This window comes from Pseudomonas sp. BYT-1 (assembly GCF_023611805.1).
In the GTDB taxonomy this organism is placed as follows: Bacteria; Pseudomonadota; Gammaproteobacteria; order Pseudomonadales; family Pseudomonadaceae; genus Aquipseudomonas; species Aquipseudomonas guariconensis.
The window spans coordinates 381,176-404,184 of the sequence record NZ_CP072559.1; the positions used below are offsets into that span (position 1 = coordinate 381,176).

Sequence of the window (23,009 nt, forward strand, 5' to 3'; positions counted from 1 at the left end):
GCAAAAACATTCAAAAATGCGACATAAGTTTTCAGTGATGCGTCATGAAAATTTGTGGGCGTTGCTGTCCCTGTGCAACAATGGTTTCCCATTGCCCACCGCAAAAAGCTGGCATTCGATCGGCGTGGATGGTAAGTGGTTGTACTAAAAAGAGATTTGCCTTGGTTGAGAGGCGAACCTGGTGAGAAAGTGTCTATGAAAACAGGTCTGTACCATCCCGAAGAATTCAAGGACAACTGTGGTTTCGGCCTGATCGCCCATATGACGGGCGAGGCGAGCCACCATCTTCTGCAAACCGCCATGCAGGCGCTGACCTGCATGACCCACCGCGGCGGAATCAACGCCGACGGCAAGACCGGCGACGGTTGCGGTCTGCTCATGCAGAAGCCCGATCAATTCCTGCGTGCCGTGGCCCAGGAACACTTCGCCGTCGAGCTGCCCAAGCAGTACGCCGTCGGCATGGTGTTCTTCAATCAGGACCCGGTGAAGGCCGAAGCGGCCCGCGCCAACATGGATCGCGAGATCATCAATGCTGGCCTGAAGCTGGTCGGCTGGCGCAAAGTCCCGATCGACACCAGTGTGCTTGGCCGCCTGGCCCTGGAGCGCCTGCCGCAGATCGAGCAGGTCTTCATCGGCGGCGAAGGCCTGAGCGACCAGGAGTTCGCCATCAAGCTGTTCAGTGCCCGTCGTCGCTCGTCCGTGGCCAATGCCCACGACGCCGACCACTACATCTGCAGCTTTTCGCACAAGACCATCATCTACAAAGGCCTGATGATGCCGGCGGATCTTTCCGCCTTCTATCCGGACCTGGGCGATGAGCGCCTGAAAACCGCGATCTGCGTGTTCCACCAGCGCTTCTCCACCAACACCCTGCCGAAATGGCCGCTGGCGCAGCCCTTCCGCTTCCTCGCCCACAATGGCGAGATCAACACCATCACCGGCAACCGCAACTGGGCTATCGCCCGTCGCACCAAGTTCGCCAACGATCTGATCCCCGACCTCGAAGAGCTCGGCCCGCTGGTCAACCGCGTGGGTTCGGACTCCTCGAGCATGGACAACATGCTCGAGCTGATGGTCACCGGCGGCATCGACCTGTTCCGCGGCGTGCGCATGCTGGTACCGCCAGCCTGGCAGAACGTCGAGACCATGGACGCCGACCTGCGCGCGTTCTATGAGTACAACTCCATGCACATGGAGCCGTGGGACGGCCCGGCCGGTATCGTCATGACCGAGGGCCGCCACGCGGTCTGCCTGCTGGACCGCAACGGCCTGCGTCCGGCACGCTGGGTGACCACCAAGAACGGCTACATCACCCTGGCCTCGGAAATCGGCGTCTGGGACTACAAGCCCGAGGATGTGCTGGCCAAGGGGCGCGTTGGCCCGGGCCAGATCTTCGCCGTGGACACCGAAACCGGCCAGATTCTCGACACGGACGCTATCGACAATCGTCTGAAGTCGCGCCATCCCTACAAGCGCTGGCTGCGTCAGCACGCCCTGCGCATCCAGGCGACCCTGACCGACGACCAAGGCGTGGCCAGCTATGACGCTGACCAGCTCAAGCAATACATGAAAATGTTCCAGGTCACCTTCGAGGAGCGTGACCAGGTGCTGCGTCCGCTCGGTGAGCAGGGCCAGGAAGCGGTCGGCTCGATGGGCGACGACACGCCAATGGCCGTGCTGTCCCAGCGCGTGCGCTCGCCGTACGACTTCTTCCGCCAGCAGTTCGCCCAGGTAACCAACCCGCCGATCGACCCGCTGCGCGAGGCGATCGTCATGTCCTTGGAGATCTGCCTGGGCGCCGAGCGCAACATCTTCCAGGAATCCCCCGAGCATGCCTCGCGGGTAATCCTCAGCTCCCCGGTCATCTCGCCTGCCAAGTGGCGTTCGCTGATGAACCTGGAGCGCGAAGGCTTCGATCGCCAGCTGATCGACCTCAACTATGAAGAGAGCGTCGGCCTGGAAGCGGCCATCCGCAACATCGCCGACCAGGCCGAGGAAGCCGTACGCAGCGGCAAGACTCAGTTGGTGCTGAGCGACCGCTACATTGCCCCAGGCAAGCTGCCGGTGCATGCCTCCCTGGCGGTCGGTGCGGTACACCATCGTCTGACCGAGCAAGGCCTGCGCTGCGACAGCAACATCCTGGTCGAAACTGCCACCGCCCGTGACCCGCACCACTTCGCCGTGCTGCTGGGCTTCGGTGCCTCGGCCGTCTACCCCTACCTGTCCTATGAAGTGCTGGCCGACCTGATCCGCACCGGCGAGGTGCTGGGCGACCTGGATGAAGTGTTCAAGTACTACCGCAAAGGCATCTCCAAAGGCCTGCTGAAGATCCTGTCGAAGATGGGCATCTCCACCATCGCCTCCTACCGCGGCGCCCAGCTGTTCGAAGCCGTGGGCCTGGCCGAGGAAGTGGTCGGCCTGAGCTTCAAGGGCGTGGCCAGCCGCATCAAGGGCGCACGCTTCGTGGACCTTGAGAACGACCAGAAGCTGCTGGCGGCCGAAGCCTGGAGCGCGCGCAAGCCGATCCAGCAGGGCGGCCTGCTCAAGTTCGTCCACGGCGGCGAGTACCACGCCTACAACCCGGATGTAGTCAACACCCTGCAAGCAGCAGTGCAGAAGGGCGACTACGCCAAGTTCAAGGAATACACCACACTGGTCGACCAGCGTCCGGTGTCGATGATTCGCGACCTGCTCAAGGTCAAGCTGGCCGACCAGCCGTTGGCGCTGGATCAGGTCGAGCCGCTGGAGGACATCCTCAAGCGCTTCGACTCCGCGGGCATCTCCCTCGGCGCCCTGTCGCCGGAAGCCCACGAGGCCCTGGCCGAGGCGATGAACCGCCTGGGCGCGCGCTCCAACTCTGGCGAGGGCGGCGAAGACCCGGCCCGCTACGGCACCATCAAGAGCTCGAAGATCAAGCAGGTGGCCACCGGCCGCTTCGGCGTCACCCCGGAATACCTGGTCAACGCCGAAGTGCTGCAGATCAAGGTGGCCCAGGGCGCCAAGCCCGGCGAGGGCGGCCAGCTGCCTGGCGGCAAGGTCAACGGCCTGATCGCACGGCTGCGCTATGCCGTGCCGGGCGTCACCCTGATTTCGCCTCCTCCGCACCATGACATCTACTCGATCGAAGACCTGGCCCAGCTGATCTACGACCTCAAGCAGGTCAATCCGCAGGCGCTGGTGTCGGTCAAGCTGGTGGCCGAGGCCGGCGTGGGCACCATCGCCGCTGGCGTGGCCAAGGCCTACGCGGACCTGATCACCATCTCCGGCTACGACGGTGGCACCGGCGCCTCGCCGCTGACCTCCATCAAGTACGCAGGTGCGCCGTGGGAGCTGGGCCTGGCCGAGACCCACCAGACCCTGCGCGGCAACGACCTGCGTGGCAAGGTGCGGGTACAGACCGACGGTGGCCTGAAGACTGGCCTGGACGTGATCAAGGCGGCCATCCTTGGCGCCGAGAGTTTCGGTTTCGGCACCGCGCCGATGATCGCCCTAGGTTGCAAATACCTGCGTATCTGCCACTTGAACAACTGCGCTACCGGCGTTGCCACCCAGAACGACAAGCTGCGCAAGGACCACTACATCGGTACCGTCGACATGGTGGTGAACTTCTTCACCTTCGTCGCCGAGGAAACCCGTGAGTGGCTGGCCAAGCTGGGCGTGCGTAGCCTGGGCGAGCTGATCGGGCGTACCGATCTGCTCGACATCCTGCCAGGCGATACCGAGCGCCAGCAGTACCTGGACCTGTCGCCGCTGCTGGGCAGCTCGCACATTCCGGCCGACAAGCCGCAGTTCTGCGAAGTCGACAAGAACCCGCCGTTCGACAAAGGCGAGCTGGCCGAGAAAATGGTCGAGATGGCCCTGCCGGCGATTCGCGATCTTTCCGGTGGCGAATTCAGCCTGGACATCTGCAACTGCGACCGTTCCATCGGCGCGCGTATCTCCGGCGAGATCGCCCGCCTGCACGGCAATCAGGGCATGGCCGGTGCGCCAATCACCTTCCGCTTCAAGGGCACTGCCGGCCAGAGCTTTGGCGTGTGGAACGCCGGTGGCCTGAACCTGCACCTGGAAGGGGATGCCAACGACTACGTGGGCAAGGGCATGACCGGCGGCAAGCTGACCATCGTGCCGCCTGCCGGCAGCCCGTTCGAAACCCAGCACAGCGCCATCGTCGGCAACACCTGCCTGTATGGCGCCACTGGCGGCAAGCTGTTCGCCGCTGGCACCGCGGGCGAGCGCTTCGCTGTGCGTAACTCCGGCGCCCACGCTGTGGTCGAGGGTACCGGCGATCACTGCTGTGAATACATGACCGGCGGCTTTGTCTGCGTCCTGGGCAAGACCGGTTACAACTTCGGTTCTGGCATGACTGGCGGCTTCGCCTACGTGCTCGACATGGACAACACCTTCGTCGACAAACTCAACCACGAGCTGGTGGAAATCCAGCGCATCAGTGGTGAGGCGATGGAGGCCTACCGCAGCCATCTGGCGCGGGTCCTTGGCGAATACGTGGAAGAGACCGGCAGCGAGTGGGGGCGCGAGCTCTCGGAGAACCTGGACGACTACGTGCGTCGCTTCTGGTTGGTCAAGCCCAAGGCCGCCAACCTCAAGCAACTGTTGTCCAGCACCCGTGCCAACCCGCAGTAAAAGCAGCTGCAAGTGGCGAGCCTCGAACTGCAAGTTGAAGCGGTTCGAGGTTCGCCCGGCTTAAGTGATCGTCTTGCGGCTTGCAGCGCTTAGCTTGCAGCTGCTGTTAAGAGGTTTTGAAAAATGGCTGAACGTCTGAACAACGACTTCCAGTTCATCGAAGTGGGCCGTAAGGACCCTAAGAAAAAACTGCTGCGCCAGCGCAAGAAGGAGTTCGTGGAGATCTACGAACCCTTCAAGCCCCAGCAGTCGGTCGAACAGGCACACCGTTGCCTGGGTTGCGGCAACCCGTATTGCGAGTGGAAGTGCCCGGTGCACAACTTCATCCCCAACTGGCTGAAGCTGGTCTCCGAAGGCAATATCCTGGCGGCGGCGGAGCTGTCGCACCAGACCAACACCCTGCCTGAAGTGTGCGGTCGTGTGTGCCCGCAGGACCGCCTGTGCGAGGGTGCCTGCACCCTCAACGACGGCTTCGGCGCGGTGACCATCGGCTCAGTGGAGAAGTACATCACCGACACTGCCTTCGCCATGGGCTGGCGCCCGGACATGTCCAAGGTCAAACCGACTGGCAAGCGTGTCGCAGTCATCGGTGCAGGCCCGGCGGGCCTGGGCTGCGCCGACGTGCTGGTGCGTGCGGGCGTGACTCCGGTGGTGTTCGACCGCAACCCTGAAATCGGTGGCCTGCTGACCTTCGGTATCCCCGAGTTCAAGCTGGAAAAGACCGTGCTGAGCAGTCGCCGCGAAGTCTTCACCGGCATGGGCATCGAGTTCCGCCTGAACACCGAGGTGGGCAAGGACATCACCATGGAACAACTGCTCGCCGAATACGATGCAGTGTTCATGGGCATGGGTACCTACACCTACATGAAGGGCGGTTTCCCAGGCGAGGACCTGCCGGGCGTGCATGACGCGCTGGACTTCCTGATCGCCAACGTCAATCGCAACCTGGGCTTCGAGAAGTCGCCGGAAGACTTTGTCGACATGCAGGGCAAGAAGGTGGTGGTGCTTGGCGGTGGCGACACCGCGATGGACTGCAACCGCACCTCGATCCGCCAAGGTGCCAAATCGGTGACCTGCGCCTATCGCCGCGACGAGGCCAACATGCCGGGTTCGCGCCGCGAGGTGAAGAACGCCAAGGAAGAGGGCGTGAAGTTCCTCTATAACCGTCAGCCCATCGCCATCGTCGGCGAGGACAAAGTCGAAGGCGTGAAGGTGGTCGAGACCCGTCTTGGCGAGCCGGATGCCCGTGGCCGTCGTAGCCCTGAGCCGATTCCAGGCTCCGAGGAAATCTTGCCGGCCGATGCCGTCGTGATCGCGTTCGGCTTCCGTCCGAGCCCGGCGCCGTGGTTCGAGCAGTTCGACATCCAGACCGACAGCCAGGGCCGCGTGGTGGCACCGGAGAAGGCCAAGTTCAAACACCAGACCAGCAACCCGAAAGTGTTCGCCGGTGGCGACATGGTGCGCGGTTCGGATCTGGTGGTGACGGCGATCTTCGAAGGCCGCACTGCAGCTGAAGGCATTCTTGACTATCTCGGCGTCTGATCCGTCAGTGGGGCTGCTTTGCAGCCCTATCTCGGCCAAAGCCGCTCCCACAGGTACAGCAAGGTCTCGATAAGGGTGTGAGATGTGTGGACCTGGGCGACGAAAGGCCGCCCCGGAAGCATTTTTGTATACAAAAATGCTTGATCTACGGCACTCAATAGACAAAACGCATGGCCTTGGCCGTGCCTTTTGTGTCGGCGTCTGAGAAAATGCCCGCACTTTTTTGCTGGATGCCGACATGACTGCCCTGAAGAACGATCGTTTCCTGCGTGCACTGCTCAAGCAACCCGTAGACGTCACCCCGGTCTGGATGATGCGCCAGGCCGGTCGCTACCTCCCGGAGTACCGCGCCAGCCGCGCCAAAGCGGGGGACTTCATGAGCCTGTGCATGAACCCGCAGTTCGCCTGCGAGGTCACCTTGCAGCCGCTGGACCGCTACCCGCTGGACGCGGCGATCCTCTTCTCGGACATCCTCACCATCCCCGATGCCATGGGCCAAGGCCTGTACTTCGAGACCGGCGAAGGCCCTCGCTTCAAGAAGGTCATCAGCACCCCGGCCGACATCGAAGCGCTGCCGATCCCAGATCCGCACAAAGACCTTGGCTACGTGATGGATGCCGTCAGCACCATCCGCCGTGAGCTCAACGGCCGCGTACCGCTGATCGGCTTCTCCGGCAGCCCTTGGACCTTGGCCACCTACATGGTCGAAGGCGGTTCGTCCAAGGACTTCCGCAAGACCAAAGCCATGCTCTACGACAATCCCCAGGCTCTGCATCTGCTGCTGGACAAGCTCGCCCAGTCGGTCACCAGCTATCTCAACGGCCAGATCCAGGCCGGCGCCCAGGCCGTGCAGATCTTCGACACCTGGGGCGGCAACCTGTCGGCGGCGGCCTACCAGGAATTCTCCCTGGCCTACATGCGCAAGATCGTCAGCGGCCTGATCCGCGAGCACGAAGGGCGCAAGGTGCCCGTTATCCTGTTCACCAAAAACGGCGGCCTGTGGCTGGAAAGCATCGCCGAGGCCGGCGCCGACGCCTTGGGCCTGGACTGGACCTGCGAGATCGGCGATGCCCGTCGCCGGGTCGGTGACAAGGTCGCTCTGCAGGGCAACATGGACCCGACTGTGCTGTATGCCAAGCCCGAAGCCATCCGCAAGGAAGTGGCGCGGATCCTGGCAAGCTATGGCCATGGCAGCGGTCATGTGTTCAACCTGGGCCATGGCATTACGCCTGAAGTCGACCCGGAACACGCCGGTGCGTTCATCAACGCCGTGCACGAGCTGTCGGCGCAATACCACGCTTGAGTTCGAGTATGGCCGCCTGCATCTGCTGATGCAGGTGTGCCAGCGGCTGCCTTGCAGTCGTCGCAAGGCCGAACAGCTCCAGGCCAGGGTCGAATTGGCGCTGGAGCCGGTTTGCGCGGTTTCAGGCAGGGCTCTTGGAAGGCAACCGGCTCAAATGCAGGGCCACCAGCAACGCCACGACCAACAGGCTGCCGATGAACAGGCCGATGCCGTTCCAGCCGGCCTGGTGCCAGAACACGCCACCGGCGGTGCCGGCGATGCTCGAACCTGCGTAGTAGCTGAACAGGTACAGCGACGAAGCCTGGCCCTTGGCCTTGAGCGCCCGGCGTCCTATCCAGCTGCTGGCCACCGAGTGGGCGCCGAAAAAGCCGAAGGTGAACACCAGCATGCCCAGGATCACGATCACCAGCGGGCTGGCCAGGGTCATCAGCAGCCCCGCGGCCATCACCACGATACTCGCCCAGAACACCTTGCGCCGACCCAACCTGTCGGCCAGGGCGCCGACCTGCGCGGAGCTGTAGATACCTGAGAGGTACACCACCGAGAGCAGGCCGACCAAGGCTTGGTTCATGTGGTAGGGCTCGGCCAGCAGGCGATAGCCGATGTAGTTGAACAGCGTGACGAATGCACCCATCAGCAGGAAGGCTTCGAGGAACAGCCAAGGCAGCCCGGCGTCCTTGAAGTGCATGACGAAGCCATCCAACAGGCTGCGCGGATTCAGCGGCTGGGAGCGGAAGTTACGCGACTCGGGCAATACCTTCCAGAACACCAGCGCCGCCATCAACGCCAAGCCGCCGATGGCCAGCATTGCCGTGTGCCAGCTGACGAAGTCGATCAGCACGCCCGTGATCAACCGACCGCTCATGCCGCCAATGGCATTGCCGCCGATGTACAGGCCCATGGCCAGACCGATGTGTTGCGGGTGGATCTCTTCGCTCAGGTAGGTCATCGCCACGGCCGCCAGGCCGCTCAGTGACAGGCCGACCAAGGCGCGGGTAGCGAGCACCAGCTCCCAGCTAGGCATCACTGCGCTGGCCAGCGTCGCAAGCGCCGCGCACAGCAGGGCGAATACCATGACCGGCTTGCGCCCGATGCGGTCCGAGATTGGCCCTGTGACCAGCAAGCCGAAGGCCAGTGTGGCGGTGGAGACCGAGAGCACCAGACTGCTCTGCGCCGCATTGATGGAAAACTCCCGCGACAACAACGGCATCATCGGCTGCACGCAGTAGAGCAAGGCAAAGGTGGCGAAGCCGCCGCTGAACAAGGCCAGTACGGTCTTCATGAAGGCGGGGGTGCCTTTCTCTATCCAAGCGTCGTTCAGGACGCGGTCAGGCTCAAGGGATAGCGGGGCGACGGCGGATTTCACGGCAGGGTACCTCGGGGCGCGGGCCGGCGTTGCGATGGAAAAAAGCATATAGCTGGCTAATGATTAGATCCAATATATTGTTCGACCTGTTTAATAGGTTCTGCGACTGATTCGGAGGCTTCATGGAACTGCGCCATTTGCGGTATTTCATCGCCGTGGCTGAAGAACTGCATTTTGGACGCGCGGCCCAGCAACTGGGGATTTCCCAACCACCTTTGAGTCAGCAGATCCAGGCCCTGGAGCAGGAGCTTGGCGCGCGCCTGTTCGAGCGCACCAATCGGCGGGTGGAACTGAGCGAGGCCGGGCGCTTGTTTCTCGAAGAGGCGCGTCAGGTCCTGGCGCAGGTGGAGAAGGCTGCCGATGTCGCCCGGCGGGCGCAGTTGGGCGAGTTGGGCGAAATGAAGATCGGCTTCACCTCATCGGCCCCCTTCACGTCAAAAATCCCCAAAGCATTGCATGCGTTCCGCCAGCGGTTTCCGGCGGTACACCTGAGCCTTCGGGAGATGAGCAGTCGGGATGTGGCCGAGGCGGTGTTCAACGAGTCCATCGAAGTCGGCCTGATGCGGCCGTTGCCCTTGCCGGAGGGGTTGGTCGCCACCGAGTTGTTCAGCGAGCCGCTGGTGGCGGTGATCAATGCCTCTCATCCGCTGGCCCAGGGCAATGAGCAGGGGCTGTATATGGAAGCCTTGGCCCATGAGCCCTTCGTGTTCTTTCCGCGTAGCTACGGCAGTGGCCTGCATGCGCAGTTACTGAGCCTGGCGCGCCAGGCTGGGTTCAGCCCGCATTTTGCCCAGGAGGCAGGGGAGGCGATGACCATCATCGGGTTGGTGTCGGCGGGGTTGGGGGTGTCGGTATTGCCGGCGTCGTTCCAGCGCATGCGCATCGACGGGGTGGTCTATCGCACATTGCTGGACGAGGGCGCGATCACGGCGGTATGGCTTGTCCAGCGCCAGCTCGGCGGATCGGCCATGGCCCGTGCCTTTGCCGAGTTGTTGACGCAGCAGGTACTGGATTGAGGATGAATGCGGTCTGCGGTGCTGTTCGCGGGTAAACCCGCTCCCCGAGGAATCCGTGCAAGCCTCAGCGCCAGCGCCGGAAGATCAACGAGGTGTTCACGCCGCCGAAGGCAAAGTTGTTGTTCATCACATGCTCGTGGCTCATGGCGCGCATGCCCCCGCGCAGGTAATCCAGCTCGGCGCAGCGAGGGTCGATGTCATCGAGGTTCAGGGTGTGCACGTACTGGTCGCGATTCATCATCTCGATGCTGAACCAGGACTCAAGTGCGCCGCAGGCACCCAATGTGTGGCCAAGGAAGCTTTTCTGGGAACTGATCGGCATGCGCGGGCCGAACAGCGCGTGGGTGGCCAGGGTCTCGGCGATGTCGCCTTGTTCGGTGGCAGTGCCATGGCCGTTGACGTAGCCAATGGCCTCGACGGGCAGGCCGGCATCTTCGAGCGCCAGTTCCATCGCCCGGCGCATGGTCACCTGCTCCGGGCGGGTGATGTGCTGGCCGTCGGCGTTGCTGCCAAACCCTACGATCTCGGCGTGGATATGCGCGCCCCGGGCCAATGCATGCTCCAGCTCTTCCAGTACCAGCATGCCGGCGCCTTCACCCACCACCAGCCCATCGCGTGCGCGGTCATAGGGGCGCGGCGTCAGGGTGGGGGTGTCATTCTTAAGGCTGGTCGCGTACAGGGCATCGAACACCATCGCCTCGCTGGGGCACAGCTCCTCGGCACCGCCGGCCAGCATCAGCGGCAGGCGCCCGAACTTGATTGCTTCATAGGCATAACCGATACCCTGGCTGCCGCTGGTGCAGGCGCTGGATGTCGGGATCAGGCGCCCGGTCAGCCCGAAGAAAATGCTGATGTTGGCGGCTGTGGTGTGCGGCATCATGCGCACGTAGGAGTTGGCATTGAGCCCGTCGGCCTTTGAATTGAGCAACATGTTGCCGAAGGCCTTGATCTCTTCGGTGCTGCCGATCGATGACCCGCAAGCCACGCCCATGCGTCCATCGCGGATGCTCGGGGCGTCCAGCAGCCCGGCATCGGCCAGGGCGCGTTCGGCTGCGGCGACCGCCAGCCGTGACACGCGTCCCATGCTGCGCAGTTGCTTGCGTGTCCAGTGCCCTGGCACTTGGAAGTCATCCACAGGGCCGGCCAGGCGAGTATTGAGTTCTTCGAAGCGGTCCCACTCGTCCATGCGCCGGATACCACTGCGATTGGCGGCGAATTGCCGGGCAATGCTGTCCCAGTCGCTGCCCAGGGCAGTGATGCCGGCCATGCCGGTGACCACAACGCGACGCATCAGCATAGCCCTCCGTTGACGGCCAGTACTTGGCGGGTGATGTAGGCCGCTTCGTCCGACATCAGGAAATTGACCGCGCCGGCCACTTCCTCCGGGGTCCCCATACGTTGGGCAGGAATCATCTTGAGCAGTTCATCGACCGGTACCTGTTCATCGAGCATGTCGGTGTCGATCAGCCCCGGGGCCACGCAGTTGACCGTGATGCGGCGCTTGCCCAGCTCGATGGCCAGAGCCTTGGCGGCACCGATCACGCCCGCCTTGGAGGCGCTGTAGTTGACCTGGCCGCGGTTGCCGATCAGGCCGGATACTGAAGTGATGCAGACGATGCGACCAGGTGCGCGGCGGCGGATCATGGGCATCATGAGCGGGTGCAGGACGTTGTAGAAGCCGTCCAGGTTGGTCCGCATGACCTGGTCCCAGTCGTCTTCACTCAACGCAGGGAATGCGCCATCGCGGGTCAGTCCGGCATTGCACACCACTCCATAGTAGGCCCCGTGAGCTTCGACGTCCTCGCCCAGGATGCGGGCGCAGGCCGCCCGGTCGGCGACGTCGAAATGCAGGATCCGCGCCTGACGCCCCAGCCCACGCACCTGTTCGGCGACCGCCTCGGCCGCGTCGCGGCCGCTGCGGCAATGCAGCACCAGGTCGAAGCCTGCGCGTGCCAGGCGCAGGGCAATGGCGCGGCCGATACCGCGGCTGGAGCCGGTGACCAGGATAGTGTCAGTCATGGGGTGTTTCCTCGGGTGCCGCTTCGGCCAGGTAGCCAGTGGCCTGGGGCGGACGGTAGACGTTCAGGCGCGCGCTGGCATGGATACCCTCACCGCGCAGGTGACATTCGAACACGCCCATGCCGCTCTCGTCTTCAAGCGATCGCAGGGCATGGATGCGCAGCTCGGCGCCGGCCGGGAACTGCGCCACATCGCATTCGAAGCGACGGGTACCCAACAGAAAGCCCATTTCCACCGCACGCCCGGCGCGGCGAGCCTGGTACCCAGCATAGGCGGCCACGCTCTGGGCCATCAGCTCCAGGCCCAGCCAGGCGGGCAGGCTGCCGTCGGCGCGGTTGAACTGACCGCCCGGGCGGACCGTTGCACGGGTATGGATCTGTTCGTCGTCGCAGCTGTCGATGCGGTCGATGAGGATCATATCTGCGGCATGCGGCAGCAGTTCGGACAGTGGCCAGGTGTTCATGGGGCGTCTCCGAGAATCAGGCTGACATTGTTGCCACCGAAGGCGAACGAGTTGCTCATCAGGCGGCGCGGCCCCTGCGGAGGCAGGCGTTGGCTGCCATCGACCAGGTTCAGGGCCGGCAACCGGGGGTCGCGCTGGCCATCCCAGACATGAGGCGGCAACAGGCCCTCTGGGTTGTGCCGGCTCAGGGCAAGCCAACAGAACGCCGCTTCCAAGGCGCCGGCGGCCCCCAGGGTATGGCCGGTCATGGGCTTGCTGGAGGAGCAGGGCACGCGATCGCCGAACAGACCGTGCACGGCGAGGCTCTCCATGGCGTCGTTGTGGACGGTGGCGGTGCCGTGCAGGTTCAGGTAGTCGATCTGTGCAGGCGTTAGGCCGGCATTGTCCAGTGCTTTGCCCATGGCCTGCAAGGCGCCCTTGCCGGTGGGCTCTGGTGCTGAGATATGAAACGCATCGCAGCTTGCGCCTGCGCCGAGAAGGGCGATGCCTGGCCCGTCGCCTGCGCGTTGGCGGGTCATGAGAAACAGGGCTGCGCCCTCGCCGATGTTGATACCGTCGCGGTTGGCCGAGAAGGGATTGCAGCGCTCGGCGCTGACGGCCTCCAGCGCGCTGAAGCCGTTGAGCGTCAGGCCACACAAGGTATCCACGCCTCCGCACAGCACGGCATCGCACAGACCCAGGTCGAGCAGGCGGCGGGCACTGAGCAACGCTCGGGCACTGGAGGTGCATGCGGTCGACAACACATAGGCCGGGCCTGACAGTTGCAGCCATGCGGCCAGGAATGTGGCCGGTGCGCCGAGGGCTTGTTGAGCGTAGTCGTAGCTATCCGGGAAGCGGCCGGTGCGCACGTACTGCGCGACGCCGTCGCTGCCTTCGGCGATCCCCGAAGTGCTGGTGCCCAGCACCACGCCCACGCGCTGTGGGCCGTGGCGTTCGATGGCGTGGCGAATGGCAGGCTCGATTTGCAGTGCCGCGCTATAGAGCAATTGGTTGTTACGGCTTTGGTGACCGGGCAATGGCAGCTCGGGCAGAGGGCCTGGCACGGCCCCGACGGGCAGACGGCGTCCGGCTACCCAACCCTCTTGCGGCTGCATGCCGCCGCAGTCGCCGGCAAACAGTGCGCGGGCAACCTGGGCTTGGCCGTGGCCGAGGGCGCAGACCAGGCCCAGGGCGTCGAGGAAGGCGGTCATGGCGTGTTCTCGCTGGGCAAGGGGGTGACTAGATAACGCAGGCCCTGGCCGAGGTTCAAGGTGAAATCATCCGGGTCTTGGTAGTCCACCTGCCAACGCGTCTGTAGCGAACGCTGCTGTCCGCGCTGGAGGGCACCGGGATAGAGCTGCCTCAGTTGGGCCTCTGGGGTAAGCGCGAAGAGCACGGCGGCGAACAGTTCGCGGGCAGCCGGGTTGGGGGGCAGCAGACCGTCTGCGTGCCATTGACGGCCGTCGAACAGTTGGCGCGCCTGGGGAATGCCCATCAGATCGAGCAACGACCAGCGCAAGCGGCCCTCCTCTCGCTGGATCACCAGCAGCCAGTCCTGGCGCTGGCCATCCTGTTCGCGTTGTACATGCAACTGACGAGGCAACTGCAACTCCGGCAGCCGCTCAGGCAGGGGGGCTCGACCGGTGCAGGCGCCGAGCAGCAGGCAGGCCAGCAGAATCCACAGATGTTTCATGGTTGCCGAGGCCCTCCATCGTTGGCGCCGGCCCAGGGCGCCAGGAGAAAACTGAACACCAGGCCCAGGCTCACGGCCATGCCGAAATGACTCACTGCCGGGGTGCTGGAAAGCGCCAGCAAACCGAACGACAGCCACGTGGTGAGTGCTGCCAGCAAGGTACCCAGCAGGCTGACGGCACTGCCGCCGACGCGCTCATGCATCAGGATTGCATAGTCCACGCCGATGGCGGTCACCAGCAGCAGGCCAAACAGGCTGAACAGGGTCAGCGGTTGTCCCAGCCAACCAAGACTCGCCAGGCTGCACAACGCCGCGAGCAGCGGCAGGGCGACGATGCGCAGGGCGCTGCGCAGGCCGAACGGCAGCATCAGCACCATCGCTATCAACGCGCAAGACAGCAACTTGAGTTCGGCGGCACTGACCTGAGTGGCGGTGAACAGCTGGTTGAGCTCGCCTAGGCGATCGACCAAGTGTACGCCGGGCAGGTCCTGTGCCTGCAGGCGCAACAGCGAGACATCTGCGTGGCCCTGCAGGCTGACGATCGCCGCCACGCCTTGGCCGTCCTGGCCCAGCCACAAGGGCCGCCAGGCTTCGCCCAGCGGCCCCTGCAGGGCCTCGTCGATCGACAGCGGTGCCAATGTCTGCAGTTGAGCGATCTCCGTCTGCAAGGCCTGCTCGGGCACACCAAGGGCCAGCAATGGCTGCCAATGCCCAGGCAACTGCAGCAGGGCGTTGCGCACTTGCTGCTGCGTCGCTGGGCTGGTCACCAACTGGCTAAGGGACAGGTAGCCCTTGAGCTTGCCCAGGTCGACCAACTCATCGAGCTTGCCGCTCAGCGTCTGCAAGCGGTCGAGCAATTGACTCTGGTCATCGGCACGCACCAGGAAGAACTGGCTGGTCGGCTGGTAGCCAGTGATGCGCGCCACGGCCTGGGCTTGTTCGAGCAGTTGCGGTGGGGCGCTGATCCACTGGCGGATGTCGTTGCGGCTTTGCAACTGCCACAACCCGGCCACACAGAACACCAGCAACAGACCGAGCAGCATGACGCTGGGCACTTTGCGCAGCAGGCGCTCGCGCAGGTCGGTCAGGGCCTGGGCCACGCGCAGCGGCCAGGGGGAAGGACGCAGGTCCATGTGCTGCAACAGCGCAGGCAATAGGCAGACGGCGCACAGGTAGGCACCCAGCAAGCCTGCGGCGGAAAACGCCGCGATCTGGGTCAATGCCGGGAACGGCGTGAAGGCCAGGGCCAGGTAGCCGATGCAACTGGTCGCAAGGCTCAAGGTCATGCCGGGCAAGGTCAGGCGCAGCGCCGTCCAGCTGTGCCAGGGGCGCAAGCTCCAGCCCTTGGACAGGTAGTGCAGCGGGTAGTCCACCGCCACGCCGATCAGGCTGGCCCCGAGCACCAGGGTCATCACGTGCATCTGGCCGAACAGCGCGACGCAGGCCACCGAGCCGAACAGCATGCCGACCGCCACCGGAACGAACGCCAGCAGCGCGCGCCAGCGCCGCAGGGCCAGCAACAGCAGCAGGAAAATGCCCACGGTTGCCCCGCCGCCCACCCAGGTGATCTCCCGGCTGGCCTGGCGTTGACCGGCGGCGGCGTGCAGCAGGCCGCTGGCCGCCAGCAGCTGGGCGCCTGCCTGGTCGGCCTGCCGACGGGCCTGGGCGAGCAACGCCTCTACTTGCAAGGGCAAGTTCAGGTCGAAGGCGTTGCCCACGGTGCGCGCGCGCAGCAGCACCCAATGCTTGCCGTCCGCTTCGGCCACCAGCGCGCCGCTGGCGGTGTCGAGCTGGACATTGGCGGGCCTGGGCTGGCTGGCCTGGATGCGTCCGCTCAGGCCCAGCCAGTCGTCCTGGCTCGAGACCAGGCTCAAGCCCGCAAAGGGGTCGACCAGGCTCTGGACGCGTTGCTCGATGAAGGCGTCGGGCTGTTCGGCCAGTTGCTGCCGGTCAGCGGCCGAGAGCATCGCCAGGCGGCCTCGCAGGAGCTGCGCACGCACCGCCTGCAGGTCGGTGTGCAGGTTCCACTGCACCTTCTCGAACAGGCCGCTGGCCTGCCACCGGGTGGCCAGGCCCTCGGCCAGGGCAAGGGCTTGCTGGCGATCAGGGTGGCCAACCAGCACCAGCATTTCGCGGTTCAGCGGCGCCTGCATGCGTTGTTCGGCGCGTTGCACCAGCGGGTCCTGGGGCGCGCCAGGCACCAGGGTCATCAGGTCGGAGGACAGGGGCGCACCGCGGTGCCACTGCCAGGCCGCGAGCGCGAGCATGGCCAGCAACAGGGCGAGAAACAGGCGCGGCATCAGGCGTTCAATCGGCAAAGTCACGACGCTCCGAGTCGCTCAAGGCGCTGGCACCGCGGCTGTCCTGCATGCGCAGGACCGTGCTGTCGCCCTGGGTTTCGGCCAGCACGATGCGTTCGACGAAACGCCCGCCGGTGATATCGATGCGGGTGAAGATCTGCTTGAGCAACATCGAGCGCGGCGTCAGGCGCAGTTGCCAATGCTCGGCGTCACCGCTCAGGCTCAGCTCGAAGTCCCGTTGCAGGCCGCTGCTGTCGCCTTGCAGGACCGCGAAGAACAAACGGTTCTGCTGTGCTCCGGCGCTCTGGCTGGGCAGCGGTTGCCAGCCACCCGGATCACGACGGGCGATGCCGCTTGCGTCGATGCGGTAGTCCTGACGCAGCGGGGTGCGCAATAGCCAGAGCAAGCCATGGTCGCGTGCCAGGACGAAGCGGCCCTGGCTCGTCAGCGGTTGCGCCAGGGCACGCAGGTGTTTCTCCTGCACGAAGTTGCCGCTGACCACCGCTGGCGCGCTCAACTGCTTTTGCAAGTCGGCCAGGTCGAAGGCCATCGCCATCGGGCTTGAAAGCAGCATCAGCAATACCGCCAGCAAGCGGTGCAAGCGGTTCATGGCAGCACCTTGGCTACGGCATCGAGCATCACCTGGGGCGAGGCCAACTGCATTTCGCCGCTCTCGATGTGCACCGCGACCTGTACGGTGCTGGCGCGGGTCATGCGTTCACCGGTGTCTGCGTCGCTGATCAGGTAGTGGATTTTCAGGCGGCTTTCCCATTCCACCAGACTGGCGCGGACCTTCAGGCGTTGGCCGAAGGTGGCGCCACGGATATAGCGCAACTGCAAGTCGATCACCGGCCACATGTAGCCGCTGGCCTGCATGCGCCGATAGTCTTGCCCGAGGCGTTCGAGCAGCGCGCAGCGGGCGACTTCGAGGTATTTCACGTAATGGCCGTGCCAGACCACGTGCATGCTGTCCACGTCGAAGAAGGGCACGACGATCTCACTGTCGACATGGAACACGCCGGGGTTACGCATGCAGCCTCCAATGGCGTTCGCCGATGCGCGTCAGGCACAGCCGCAGTTCGTGTTCCAGGGCGCGGTCTTCGGTGACCGGGGCGAAGTCCGCCAGCAACGCCTGGTGCATCTGCGCAAGGGCAGGCGGCAGCGGGGCGGTAACGGCTTGGCGGCCGCGCAGCCAGACGCCCTGGTTAGCGGCCAGCAAGGTAGCGGCGGCGACCTGTTCGGTCAGTTGCAGAACGCGCAGCGCGTCCCGGGCGGCGATGGTGCCCATGCTGACTTTGTCCTGATTGTGGCATTCGGTGGAGCGCGAGAACACGCTGGCCGGCATCGTTTGCTTGAGCGCCTCGGCGGTCCAGGCGCTGGCGCCGATCTGCACGGCTTTGAAACCATGGTTGAGCATGGCCCGGTCGGCCTGGGCCCCGGAGAGGTTGCTGGGCAGGCCATGGTTGTAGCGGGTGTCCACCAGCAGGGCGAGCTGGCGGTCGAGTAGGTCGGCGACGTTGGCCACCAAGGTCTTGAGGCTGTCCATGGCAAAGGCGATGTGCCCGCCATAGAAATGCCCGCCGTGCAGCACCCGCTCGGCATCGCCATCGATGATGGGGTTGTCGTTGGCACTGTTGAGTTCGGTCTCGATGAAGCTGCGCAGCCAGCCCAGGCTGTCGGCCAGAACGCCCAGCACATGCGGCGCGCAACGCAGCGAATAGCGGTCCTGCAGGCGGTGCAGGGGGGCGGCTGGGGCGTCGAGGGCCAGGTCCTGGCGCAGCCAGGCCGCGACTTGGTTCTGGCCTGGGTGCGGCTTGGCGGCGAACAGGCGTTCGTCGAAGTGCTCGGGGTTGCCTTGCAGGGCGATGACGTTCAGCGCAGTGATGCGCGTTGCCAGATGCAGCAGATAGTCGGCACGGGCATAGGCCAGGCAAGCCAGACCAGTCATCACGGCGGTACCGTTCATCAGCGCCAGGGCTTCCTTGGGGCGTAGCACCAGTGGCTGCCAGCCCAGTTCGCGGTGCACGTCCGCGCTGCTGCGGCGCACGCCCTGGTACATCACGTCACGCTCGCCCGAGAGCGCGGCGGCGACGTAGGAGAGCGGCGTCAGATCGCCGCTGGCGCCCACCGAGCCTTCTTCGGGAATCAGCGGCAGGATGTCGTGGGCGAGAAAATCGCGCAGGCGCTCCAGCAGCTCCAGGCGCACGCCAGACATGCCATGGCTCAGCGAGCGCAGACGCGCCGCCAGCACCGCACGGGTGGCGGGCGCATCGAGCAACTGTCCCAGGCCGCAGCCATGGAAGGTGTACAGGTGGCGCGGCAGGGCCTCGACGTGCTCCAGGGGCACGGCCACCACGCAGGAGTCGCCGTAACCGGTGGTGACGCCGTAGATCACCCCTTCCTTGTGCAGCAGAGTATCGAGAAAACGTGCGCCGCGGGCGATGCGCTCCCGGTACTCGGCGTCGGCCTGCAGCAAGGGGCGGGCGTGGCGTTGGCTGAGGGCAAGGATGTCCTCGATGGCCAACGGCGCTTCGCCGAAGGTCACGGACTCATGCGGATGCGTCGTCATCGTCGCTCCAGAAAGGGTAGAAGTTGAACCATTGGTCCGGCGCCTGCTGGCAATAATGGCCCAGGCGGGCGGCATAGCGACCGGCCCATTGGGCGATCACCTGCTGGCGCTGCTCGCGGCGCCAGTGCAGTTGCTCGGCAAAGGGCTCCAGGGTGATCCGGTAGCGCCCGTCCTGCTTGAGACAAAACAGCAGGTTGACGGGACACTTCAAAAGGCCGGCCAGCAGCCAAGGGCCCTGGGGAAAGGCCGCCGGATAGCCGAGGAAGTCCACCTCGACCGTACGGGCGCCATGCAAGGGGATGCGGTCGCCGGCAATTGCGAGCCATTCGCCGCGCTCCAGGCGCTCGGAGAGCTGCAGCATGATCGCCGGGTCCAGCTCGCTGACCTGGATCAGCCGCAGGTGGCTGGCGCCGGCCTCGCCGAGCAGACGGTTGAAGCGTTCGGCGTGGCGGGTGTGCACCAGCACGTTCATGCGCACCCGCTCTCCCAGTTCGGCAAGGGCTCGGCACACCTCCAGGTTGCCCAGGTGCGCGCCCACCAGCAATTGCCCACGTGCGCCGCGCAGTTGCTGGCGCAGTTCGCTGGTGTCGCGGATCTCGATGTCTTCCAGGCGCAGCCTGCCGTTCCAGGCATCGAGTTTGTCCAATAGGGCTTCTGCAAAGGCCATGAACTGGCGAAACACTCGCCAGTGATTGGGCGGCGGAGTTCGGCCACCACTGCATTGCCACAAACGCTGCTGGTATTGCCAGGCACTGCGCCGGGCCTTGCGACCGAACAGGAAGAAGTACAGCACGATGGCATGGATCAAGGGGCTGAGCAGACGACGACCGAGCAGGCGCGCCAGCACGGCGGTGAGTTTCATCAACCAGAAACTGCCGCGTTCACGTTGCGCCGCCCAATGCTGCGATCGGTCGCTCATCGACGCCACCTGCGCCAGAGGATCATCGGCGCACGCAGGAGCATGCCGACACACAATCTGGCGTGCATGCGCGAAATCAGAACGTTGTCATGGAGCAGACGAAAATGCGAGACGCCGTCGGCGGGGTAGTGCACCCGGGTCGGCAGCCAGCGCATCGGTTGCCCACGCCACGACAGGCGCACCAGGATTTCGGTGTCGAAATCCATGCGCCGGCCCAGGCGCACCGAGTCGATCAGCGCCAGGGTCGGCGGCAGGGGATAGACACGAAAGCCGCACATGGAGTCCGGAATGGCCAGGGACAAGGTGTTGATCCAGACCCACACGTGGGTCAGGTAGCGGGCGTAGAGCCGGCCCTTCGGGACACTGGCGTCGTACTGTGGATAACCGCACACCAGCGCCTGGGGCTGGGCACGCGACAGCGCCAGGAAGTCCCCGACCGCTGTCAGGTCGTGCTGGCCATCGGCGTCCACTTGCAGGGCATGGCTGAACCCCAGCCGCGCGGCCTCGCGCAAGCCGGTCATCACCGCGCCGCCCTTGCCCTGGTTCAGGTCCAGGCGAACGAGGAATGTCTGCGGCTGCTGCGCCAGCTCGCGCAGCACCTGGGCACAACCAGGGTGACTGGCATCGTCCACGAGAATGCAGGGCAGCCCGGCACGCAACAACTCGGCGACCACCGTGGGCACGGCGCGCTCATGGTTGTACACCGGAATGACCGCACAGGGATTATGCACCGGCGTGCTCCAGGAGGATGCGGCCACTGGAACAGGCCTGCTCGCCGTTGGCGTAGGTGAAATAGAGCTTGCCGCGCTCGGCGTCGAAACGAAGCGTCAGCTCGATCTCGTCTCCGGGGCGGACCAGTTGCTGGAACTTCAGCACTTCCATGCCGGCAAACCGATGCCCGCTGGGAATCAGCGGCGCGGCGAGGTCCATGGCCCAGTCGATCTGCACCACACCCGGCAGAATAGGGGTGCTTGGAAAGTGGCCGGTGAAGCAGGCCAGATCCGCTGGTACTGCCAGTTTCACGCGCAACTGATGGGCGTCCTGCAGGGTATCGAGGACCTCCGGCGCATTACTCCTGGGCGCTGCCAGCAGGGCCTGGATCTGCGCCTGGGGCAGCTTGCCCTGGGCATTGAGCGGCAGTTGGCGCACCAGGCGCCAGCGCCGGGGCAGGGCCACGGCTTCGCAGTGCTGGGCCAGGTGCTCGCGTAGCGCCTCGATCAGGGCACGCCGCCCATGGTTGCGCAATTGGTGCAGCCCAAGAGGGGTGAGTACCAGCAAGACGCCGAGGAAGGCACGGCCTTGCTCGACCATGCCCAAACGCGCCTCGCTGACCCAGGCATGGGTGCACAGGGCTTGCTCCAGCCTGGGCAGGGCGATGCGTTTCTCTTCGAGCTTGACGATCCGGTCCAGCCGCCCGAGCAGGCGTACGCGTCCGTCGGCCTCGATGTGCGCTGCATCGGCGGTGTGTTCCACGTGCCCCTCGGGCAGGTAGGGCGAGCTCACGCACAGGGCACCCTCGGCCGACAGGCTCAAGACCACGCCTGCGAAGGGCGACCAGCGCTGCTCCCCTTGGCGCCAGGCGATGCCGCCTGTCTCGGAGCTGCCGAGGATTTCCACCGGCCGTTGCCCCAGGCGCTGCTGCAAGCGCTGCGCGGCATCGCCGGGCAGTTCGCCGCCCGATGAGAACACGCAGCGCACCTTGGCCAGGGCCGTCCAGTCCAGATTGTCGCCCATGCGCTTGAGCAGGGCGGGGCTGGCGACCCAGGCAAAGGCTGGCTGGGCCAGGCTGGCGCGTTGCAGGTCTTCAGGGAACGGCACCTGACGCCGCAGGAAGCCGCGCCCGGCGCACAGCGGCCAGAGCACGCGGAACAGCAGCCCATAGATGTGCTGCGAGGCGACACTGCCGATGATCCAGGCGTCGCCCAACGCGGTGCCCCATTGCTGCTCCAGGGCGCGTACCTCGTTGGCCAGCTGGCGCAGGGTCTTGCCGATGAGCTTGGGTTCGCCGCTCGAGCCCGAGGTGCACAGGCCGATGCGGCATTGGTCCGGATCGAGGTCGACCGGCGCCAGCGGGGAAGTTTGCAGCGACGCCAGGTCGAGGTCGCCGGGCTGATCAGTGAGCCACAGGTCGACCTGGTCGTTCCAGCGCAGCCGGGTCTGGGGCTGCAGGTCGGCGGGCAGCAGGACCTGGACGCCTGCGCGCCAGGCACCCAATAGCGCGATGGCCAGGTCGGCGGCGTCTTCCAGATGCACCGCCAGACGGCGCACGCCCCGCTGCTGCAGGCCCGCGGCCAGGCCCAGGGCGGCATTTCGCAGCCCTTCGTGGTCCAGGGGCGGCTCCAGGGTCACTGGGCGCGCGGTCGTCAGTGGGCGCAACAGGTGCTCGGGATCGATCCAGTTCATGAGCGTCCTCGCACATGGTGTCGTGTCAGCCATTCGGCAGCGAACAGCACGCCCATCGCCAGGTACGCGATCAGGCCGTTGTACAGCGTCCACCAGGTCAGTGGCGCCCAGAGCGTGAGCCCGGCGGCGATCACGCCATTGATCACGAAAAACAGACTCCAAACCTGCGTCACGCGCCGCGTATAGGCGACGGCCGCAGGCGGCAGGTCAGGTTCGCGCAGGCGTGCCATGCGCTCGACGACGGGCGGGCCGTACTTCAGGCTCGAGGCGAACAGGGCCAACATGAACGCATTGACCAGTACCGGGTACCAGCGCAGCAACTGCGCGCTGTCACTCAAGGCCAGCACAGCGCAGAACGCCAGGGCCACGGCGGTCATCCCCAGGTCGCCTGGCCTGCGCGCCGTGCCAACGGCGCGGGCCAGCCAAAGGGCAGCGAGCAGCAAGGCGAACTGCCAGGGTGCGAACCGGGCCAGGCCGAAGTACACGGCGAAGGGATAAAGCACCCCGGCGATGACCAGAGCGAGGCCGAACAGGCGTTTCATGCTGCGGTGTTGACCAGGCGGAAGACCGCTTCGACCACGTCATTGACGGTGCGCACCGACTTGAAGTCCTCGGCGGTGATCTTCTTGCCGGTCTGGCGCTTGATGTGATCGATCAGGTCGATGGCATCGATGCTATCGATTTCCAGATCCTGGTACAGGTGGGACTCCAGGCTGATGCTGGCCGGGTCGAGCTCGAACAGCTCGACGAGGGCGTTGCGCAGGAGGTTGAAGATGTCTTCGCGGTTTTGCATGGT

The 23,009-nt window shown here is 65.0% G+C and carries 19 protein-coding genes; 4 read left to right on the forward strand and 15 right to left on the reverse strand.

What is annotated here, in order from left to right; translation table 11 throughout:
• Positions 1-195: 195 nt before the first annotated feature.
• From gltB to hemE, 3 genes are all read left to right on the forward strand, one after another.
• The gene (gene gltB / locus J5X93_RS01800) at positions 196-4,641 is read left to right on the forward strand and encodes a glutamate synthase large subunit (RefSeq protein WP_182817000.1); all 4,446 of its coding nucleotides are present in this window, start codon (positions 196-198) and stop codon (positions 4,639-4,641) included.
• A gap of 123 nt (positions 4,642-4,764) precedes the next feature.
• On the forward strand, positions 4,765-6,183 hold the full coding sequence (locus tag J5X93_RS01805; protein ID WP_250034327.1) for a glutamate synthase small subunit GltD family protein: 1,419 nt from the start codon (positions 4,765-4,767) through the stop codon (positions 6,181-6,183).
• A 238-nt stretch (positions 6,184-6,421) separates the two neighbouring features.
• The gene (gene hemE, locus J5X93_RS01810) at positions 6,422-7,486 is read left to right on the forward strand and encodes a uroporphyrinogen decarboxylase (RefSeq protein WP_043208573.1); all 1,065 of its coding nucleotides are present in this window, start codon (positions 6,422-6,424) and stop codon (positions 7,484-7,486) included.
• A 121-nt stretch (positions 7,487-7,607) separates the two neighbouring features.
• Here the strand turns inward: hemE and J5X93_RS01815 are convergent, their stop codons facing one another.
• On the reverse strand, positions 7,608-8,852 hold the full coding sequence (locus J5X93_RS01815; RefSeq protein ID WP_434968322.1) for an MFS transporter: 1,245 nt from the start codon (positions 8,850-8,852) through the stop codon (positions 7,608-7,610).
• Between the two features lie 122 nt (positions 8,853-8,974).
• On the opposite strand from J5X93_RS01815, the gene J5X93_RS01820 reads away from it, so the two are divergent.
• On the forward strand, positions 8,975-9,868 hold the full coding sequence (locus J5X93_RS01820) for a LysR family transcriptional regulator (RefSeq protein WP_250034328.1): 894 nt from the start codon (positions 8,975-8,977) through the stop codon (positions 9,866-9,868).
• A 64-nt stretch (positions 9,869-9,932) separates the two neighbouring features.
• On the opposite strand, the gene J5X93_RS01825 is transcribed toward J5X93_RS01820, so the two are convergent.
• The 14 genes from J5X93_RS01825 to J5X93_RS01890 are packed head-to-tail and all read right to left on the reverse strand — an operon-like array spanning position 9,933 to position 23,006.
• Complete coding sequence (locus J5X93_RS01825; RefSeq protein WP_250034329.1) at positions 9,933-11,159, reverse strand: beta-ketoacyl-ACP synthase; 1,227 nt, start codon at positions 11,157-11,159, stop codon at positions 9,933-9,935.
• Positions 11,159-11,887 (reverse strand): 3-oxoacyl-ACP reductase FabG, encoded by a 729-nt coding sequence (gene fabG, locus J5X93_RS01830; protein ID WP_250034330.1) that lies wholly within the window; start codon positions 11,885-11,887, stop codon positions 11,159-11,161. Before fabG ends, J5X93_RS01825 begins: the two co-directional genes overlap by 1 nt.
• The gene (locus J5X93_RS01835) at positions 11,880-12,350 is read right to left on the reverse strand and encodes a hotdog family protein (RefSeq protein WP_043208565.1); all 471 of its coding nucleotides are present in this window, start codon (positions 12,348-12,350) and stop codon (positions 11,880-11,882) included. Before J5X93_RS01835 ends, fabG begins: the two co-directional genes overlap by 8 nt.
• Positions 12,347-13,540, reverse strand: coding sequence for a beta-ketoacyl-[acyl-carrier-protein] synthase family protein (locus tag J5X93_RS01840; protein ID WP_090343337.1), 1,194 nt, complete (start codon positions 13,538-13,540; stop codon positions 12,347-12,349). The genes J5X93_RS01835 and J5X93_RS01840 overlap by 4 nt, the downstream gene beginning before the upstream one ends.
• Positions 13,537-14,022, reverse strand: coding sequence for a DUF3261 domain-containing protein (locus J5X93_RS01845; protein ID WP_102081439.1), 486 nt, complete (start codon positions 14,020-14,022; stop codon positions 13,537-13,539). The genes J5X93_RS01840 and J5X93_RS01845 overlap by 4 nt, the downstream gene beginning before the upstream one ends.
• The gene (locus J5X93_RS01850) at positions 14,019-16,322 is read right to left on the reverse strand and encodes an MMPL family transporter (protein WP_434968412.1); all 2,304 of its coding nucleotides are present in this window, start codon (positions 16,320-16,322) and stop codon (positions 14,019-14,021) included. Before J5X93_RS01850 ends, J5X93_RS01845 begins: the two co-directional genes overlap by 4 nt.
• Before the next feature lie 7 nt (positions 16,323-16,329).
• Positions 16,330-16,932, reverse strand: a complete 603-nt coding sequence (locus tag J5X93_RS01855; RefSeq protein WP_043208558.1) for an outer membrane lipoprotein carrier protein LolA — start codon at positions 16,930-16,932, stop codon at positions 16,330-16,332.
• On the reverse strand, positions 16,929-17,354 hold the full coding sequence (locus tag J5X93_RS01860; RefSeq protein WP_043208556.1) for an acyl-CoA thioesterase: 426 nt from the start codon (positions 17,352-17,354) through the stop codon (positions 16,929-16,931). Before J5X93_RS01860 ends, J5X93_RS01855 begins: the two co-directional genes overlap by 4 nt.
• Entirely contained in the window at positions 17,347-18,891 is a 1,545-nt protein-coding gene (locus J5X93_RS01865) for an HAL/PAL/TAL family ammonia-lyase (protein WP_197852710.1), read from the reverse strand. The genes J5X93_RS01860 and J5X93_RS01865 overlap by 8 nt, the downstream gene beginning before the upstream one ends.
• On the reverse strand, positions 18,872-19,810 hold the full coding sequence (locus J5X93_RS01870; protein ID WP_250034333.1) for a lysophospholipid acyltransferase family protein: 939 nt from the start codon (positions 19,808-19,810) through the stop codon (positions 18,872-18,874). Before J5X93_RS01870 ends, J5X93_RS01865 begins: the two co-directional genes overlap by 20 nt.
• The gene (locus tag J5X93_RS01875) at positions 19,807-20,541 is read right to left on the reverse strand and encodes a glycosyltransferase family 2 protein (protein ID WP_090343324.1); all 735 of its coding nucleotides are present in this window, start codon (positions 20,539-20,541) and stop codon (positions 19,807-19,809) included. Before J5X93_RS01875 ends, J5X93_RS01870 begins: the two co-directional genes overlap by 4 nt.
• Positions 20,534-22,213 (reverse strand): ApeI family dehydratase, encoded by a 1,680-nt coding sequence (locus J5X93_RS01880; RefSeq protein ID WP_250034335.1) that lies wholly within the window; start codon positions 22,211-22,213, stop codon positions 20,534-20,536. Before J5X93_RS01880 ends, J5X93_RS01875 begins: the two co-directional genes overlap by 8 nt.
• Positions 22,210-22,755: a COG4648 family protein gene (locus J5X93_RS01885; RefSeq protein WP_090343318.1), complete on the reverse strand. Its 546-nt coding sequence runs from the start codon at positions 22,753-22,755 to the stop codon at positions 22,210-22,212. The genes J5X93_RS01880 and J5X93_RS01885 overlap by 4 nt, the downstream gene beginning before the upstream one ends.
• Entirely contained in the window at positions 22,752-23,006 is a 255-nt protein-coding gene (locus tag J5X93_RS01890) for an acyl carrier protein (RefSeq protein ID WP_070091934.1), read from the reverse strand. The genes J5X93_RS01885 and J5X93_RS01890 overlap by 4 nt, the downstream gene beginning before the upstream one ends.
• Positions 23,007-23,009 lie beyond the last annotated feature (3 nt).

Excerpts from the sequence above, each read along its gene's own strand:
- gltB (WP_182817000.1), top strand. The coding sequence starts at position 196 with ATGAAAACAGGTCTGTACCATCCCGAAGAATTCAAGGACAACTGTGGT.
- J5X93_RS01805 (WP_250034327.1), top strand. The coding sequence starts at position 4,765 with ATGGCTGAACGTCTGAACAACGACTTCCAGTTCATCGAAGTGGGCCGT.
- hemE (WP_043208573.1), top strand. The coding sequence starts at position 6,422 with ATGACTGCCCTGAAGAACGATCGTTTCCTGCGTGCACTGCTCAAGCAA.
- J5X93_RS01820 (WP_250034328.1), top strand. The coding sequence starts at position 8,975 with ATGGAACTGCGCCATTTGCGGTATTTCATCGCCGTGGCTGAAGAACTG.
- J5X93_RS01825 (WP_250034329.1), bottom strand. The coding sequence starts at position 11,159 with ATGCGTCGCGTTGTGGTCACCGGCATGGCCGGCATCACTGCCCTGGGC.
- fabG (WP_250034330.1), bottom strand. The coding sequence starts at position 11,887 with ATGACTGACACTATCCTGGTCACCGGCTCCAGCCGCGGTATCGGCCGC.
- J5X93_RS01835 (WP_043208565.1), bottom strand. The coding sequence starts at position 12,350 with ATGAACACCTGGCCACTGTCCGAACTGCTGCCGCATGCCGCAGATATG.
- J5X93_RS01840 (WP_090343337.1), bottom strand. The coding sequence starts at position 13,540 with ATGACCGCCTTCCTCGACGCCCTGGGCCTGGTCTGCGCCCTCGGCCAC.
- J5X93_RS01845 (WP_102081439.1), bottom strand. The coding sequence starts at position 14,022 with ATGAAACATCTGTGGATTCTGCTGGCCTGCCTGCTGCTCGGCGCCTGC.
- J5X93_RS01850 (WP_434968412.1), bottom strand. The coding sequence starts at position 16,322 with ATGCCGCGCCTGTTTCTCGCCCTGTTGCTGGCCATGCTCGCGCTCGCG.
- J5X93_RS01855 (WP_043208558.1), bottom strand. The coding sequence starts at position 16,932 with ATGAACCGCTTGCACCGCTTGCTGGCGGTATTGCTGATGCTGCTTTCA.
- J5X93_RS01860 (WP_043208556.1), bottom strand. The coding sequence starts at position 17,354 with ATGCGTAACCCCGGCGTGTTCCATGTCGACAGTGAGATCGTCGTGCCC.
- J5X93_RS01865 (WP_197852710.1), bottom strand. The coding sequence starts at position 18,891 with ATGACGACGCATCCGCATGAGTCCGTGACCTTCGGCGAAGCGCCGTTG.
- J5X93_RS01870 (WP_250034333.1), bottom strand. The coding sequence starts at position 19,810 with ATGAGCGACCGATCGCAGCATTGGGCGGCGCAACGTGAACGCGGCAGT.
- J5X93_RS01880 (WP_250034335.1), bottom strand. The coding sequence starts at position 22,213 with ATGAACTGGATCGATCCCGAGCACCTGTTGCGCCCACTGACGACCGCG.
- J5X93_RS01885 (WP_090343318.1), bottom strand. The coding sequence starts at position 22,755 with ATGAAACGCCTGTTCGGCCTCGCTCTGGTCATCGCCGGGGTGCTTTAT.
- J5X93_RS01890 (WP_070091934.1), bottom strand. The coding sequence starts at position 23,006 with ATGCAAAACCGCGAAGACATCTTCAACCTCCTGCGCAACGCCCTCGTC.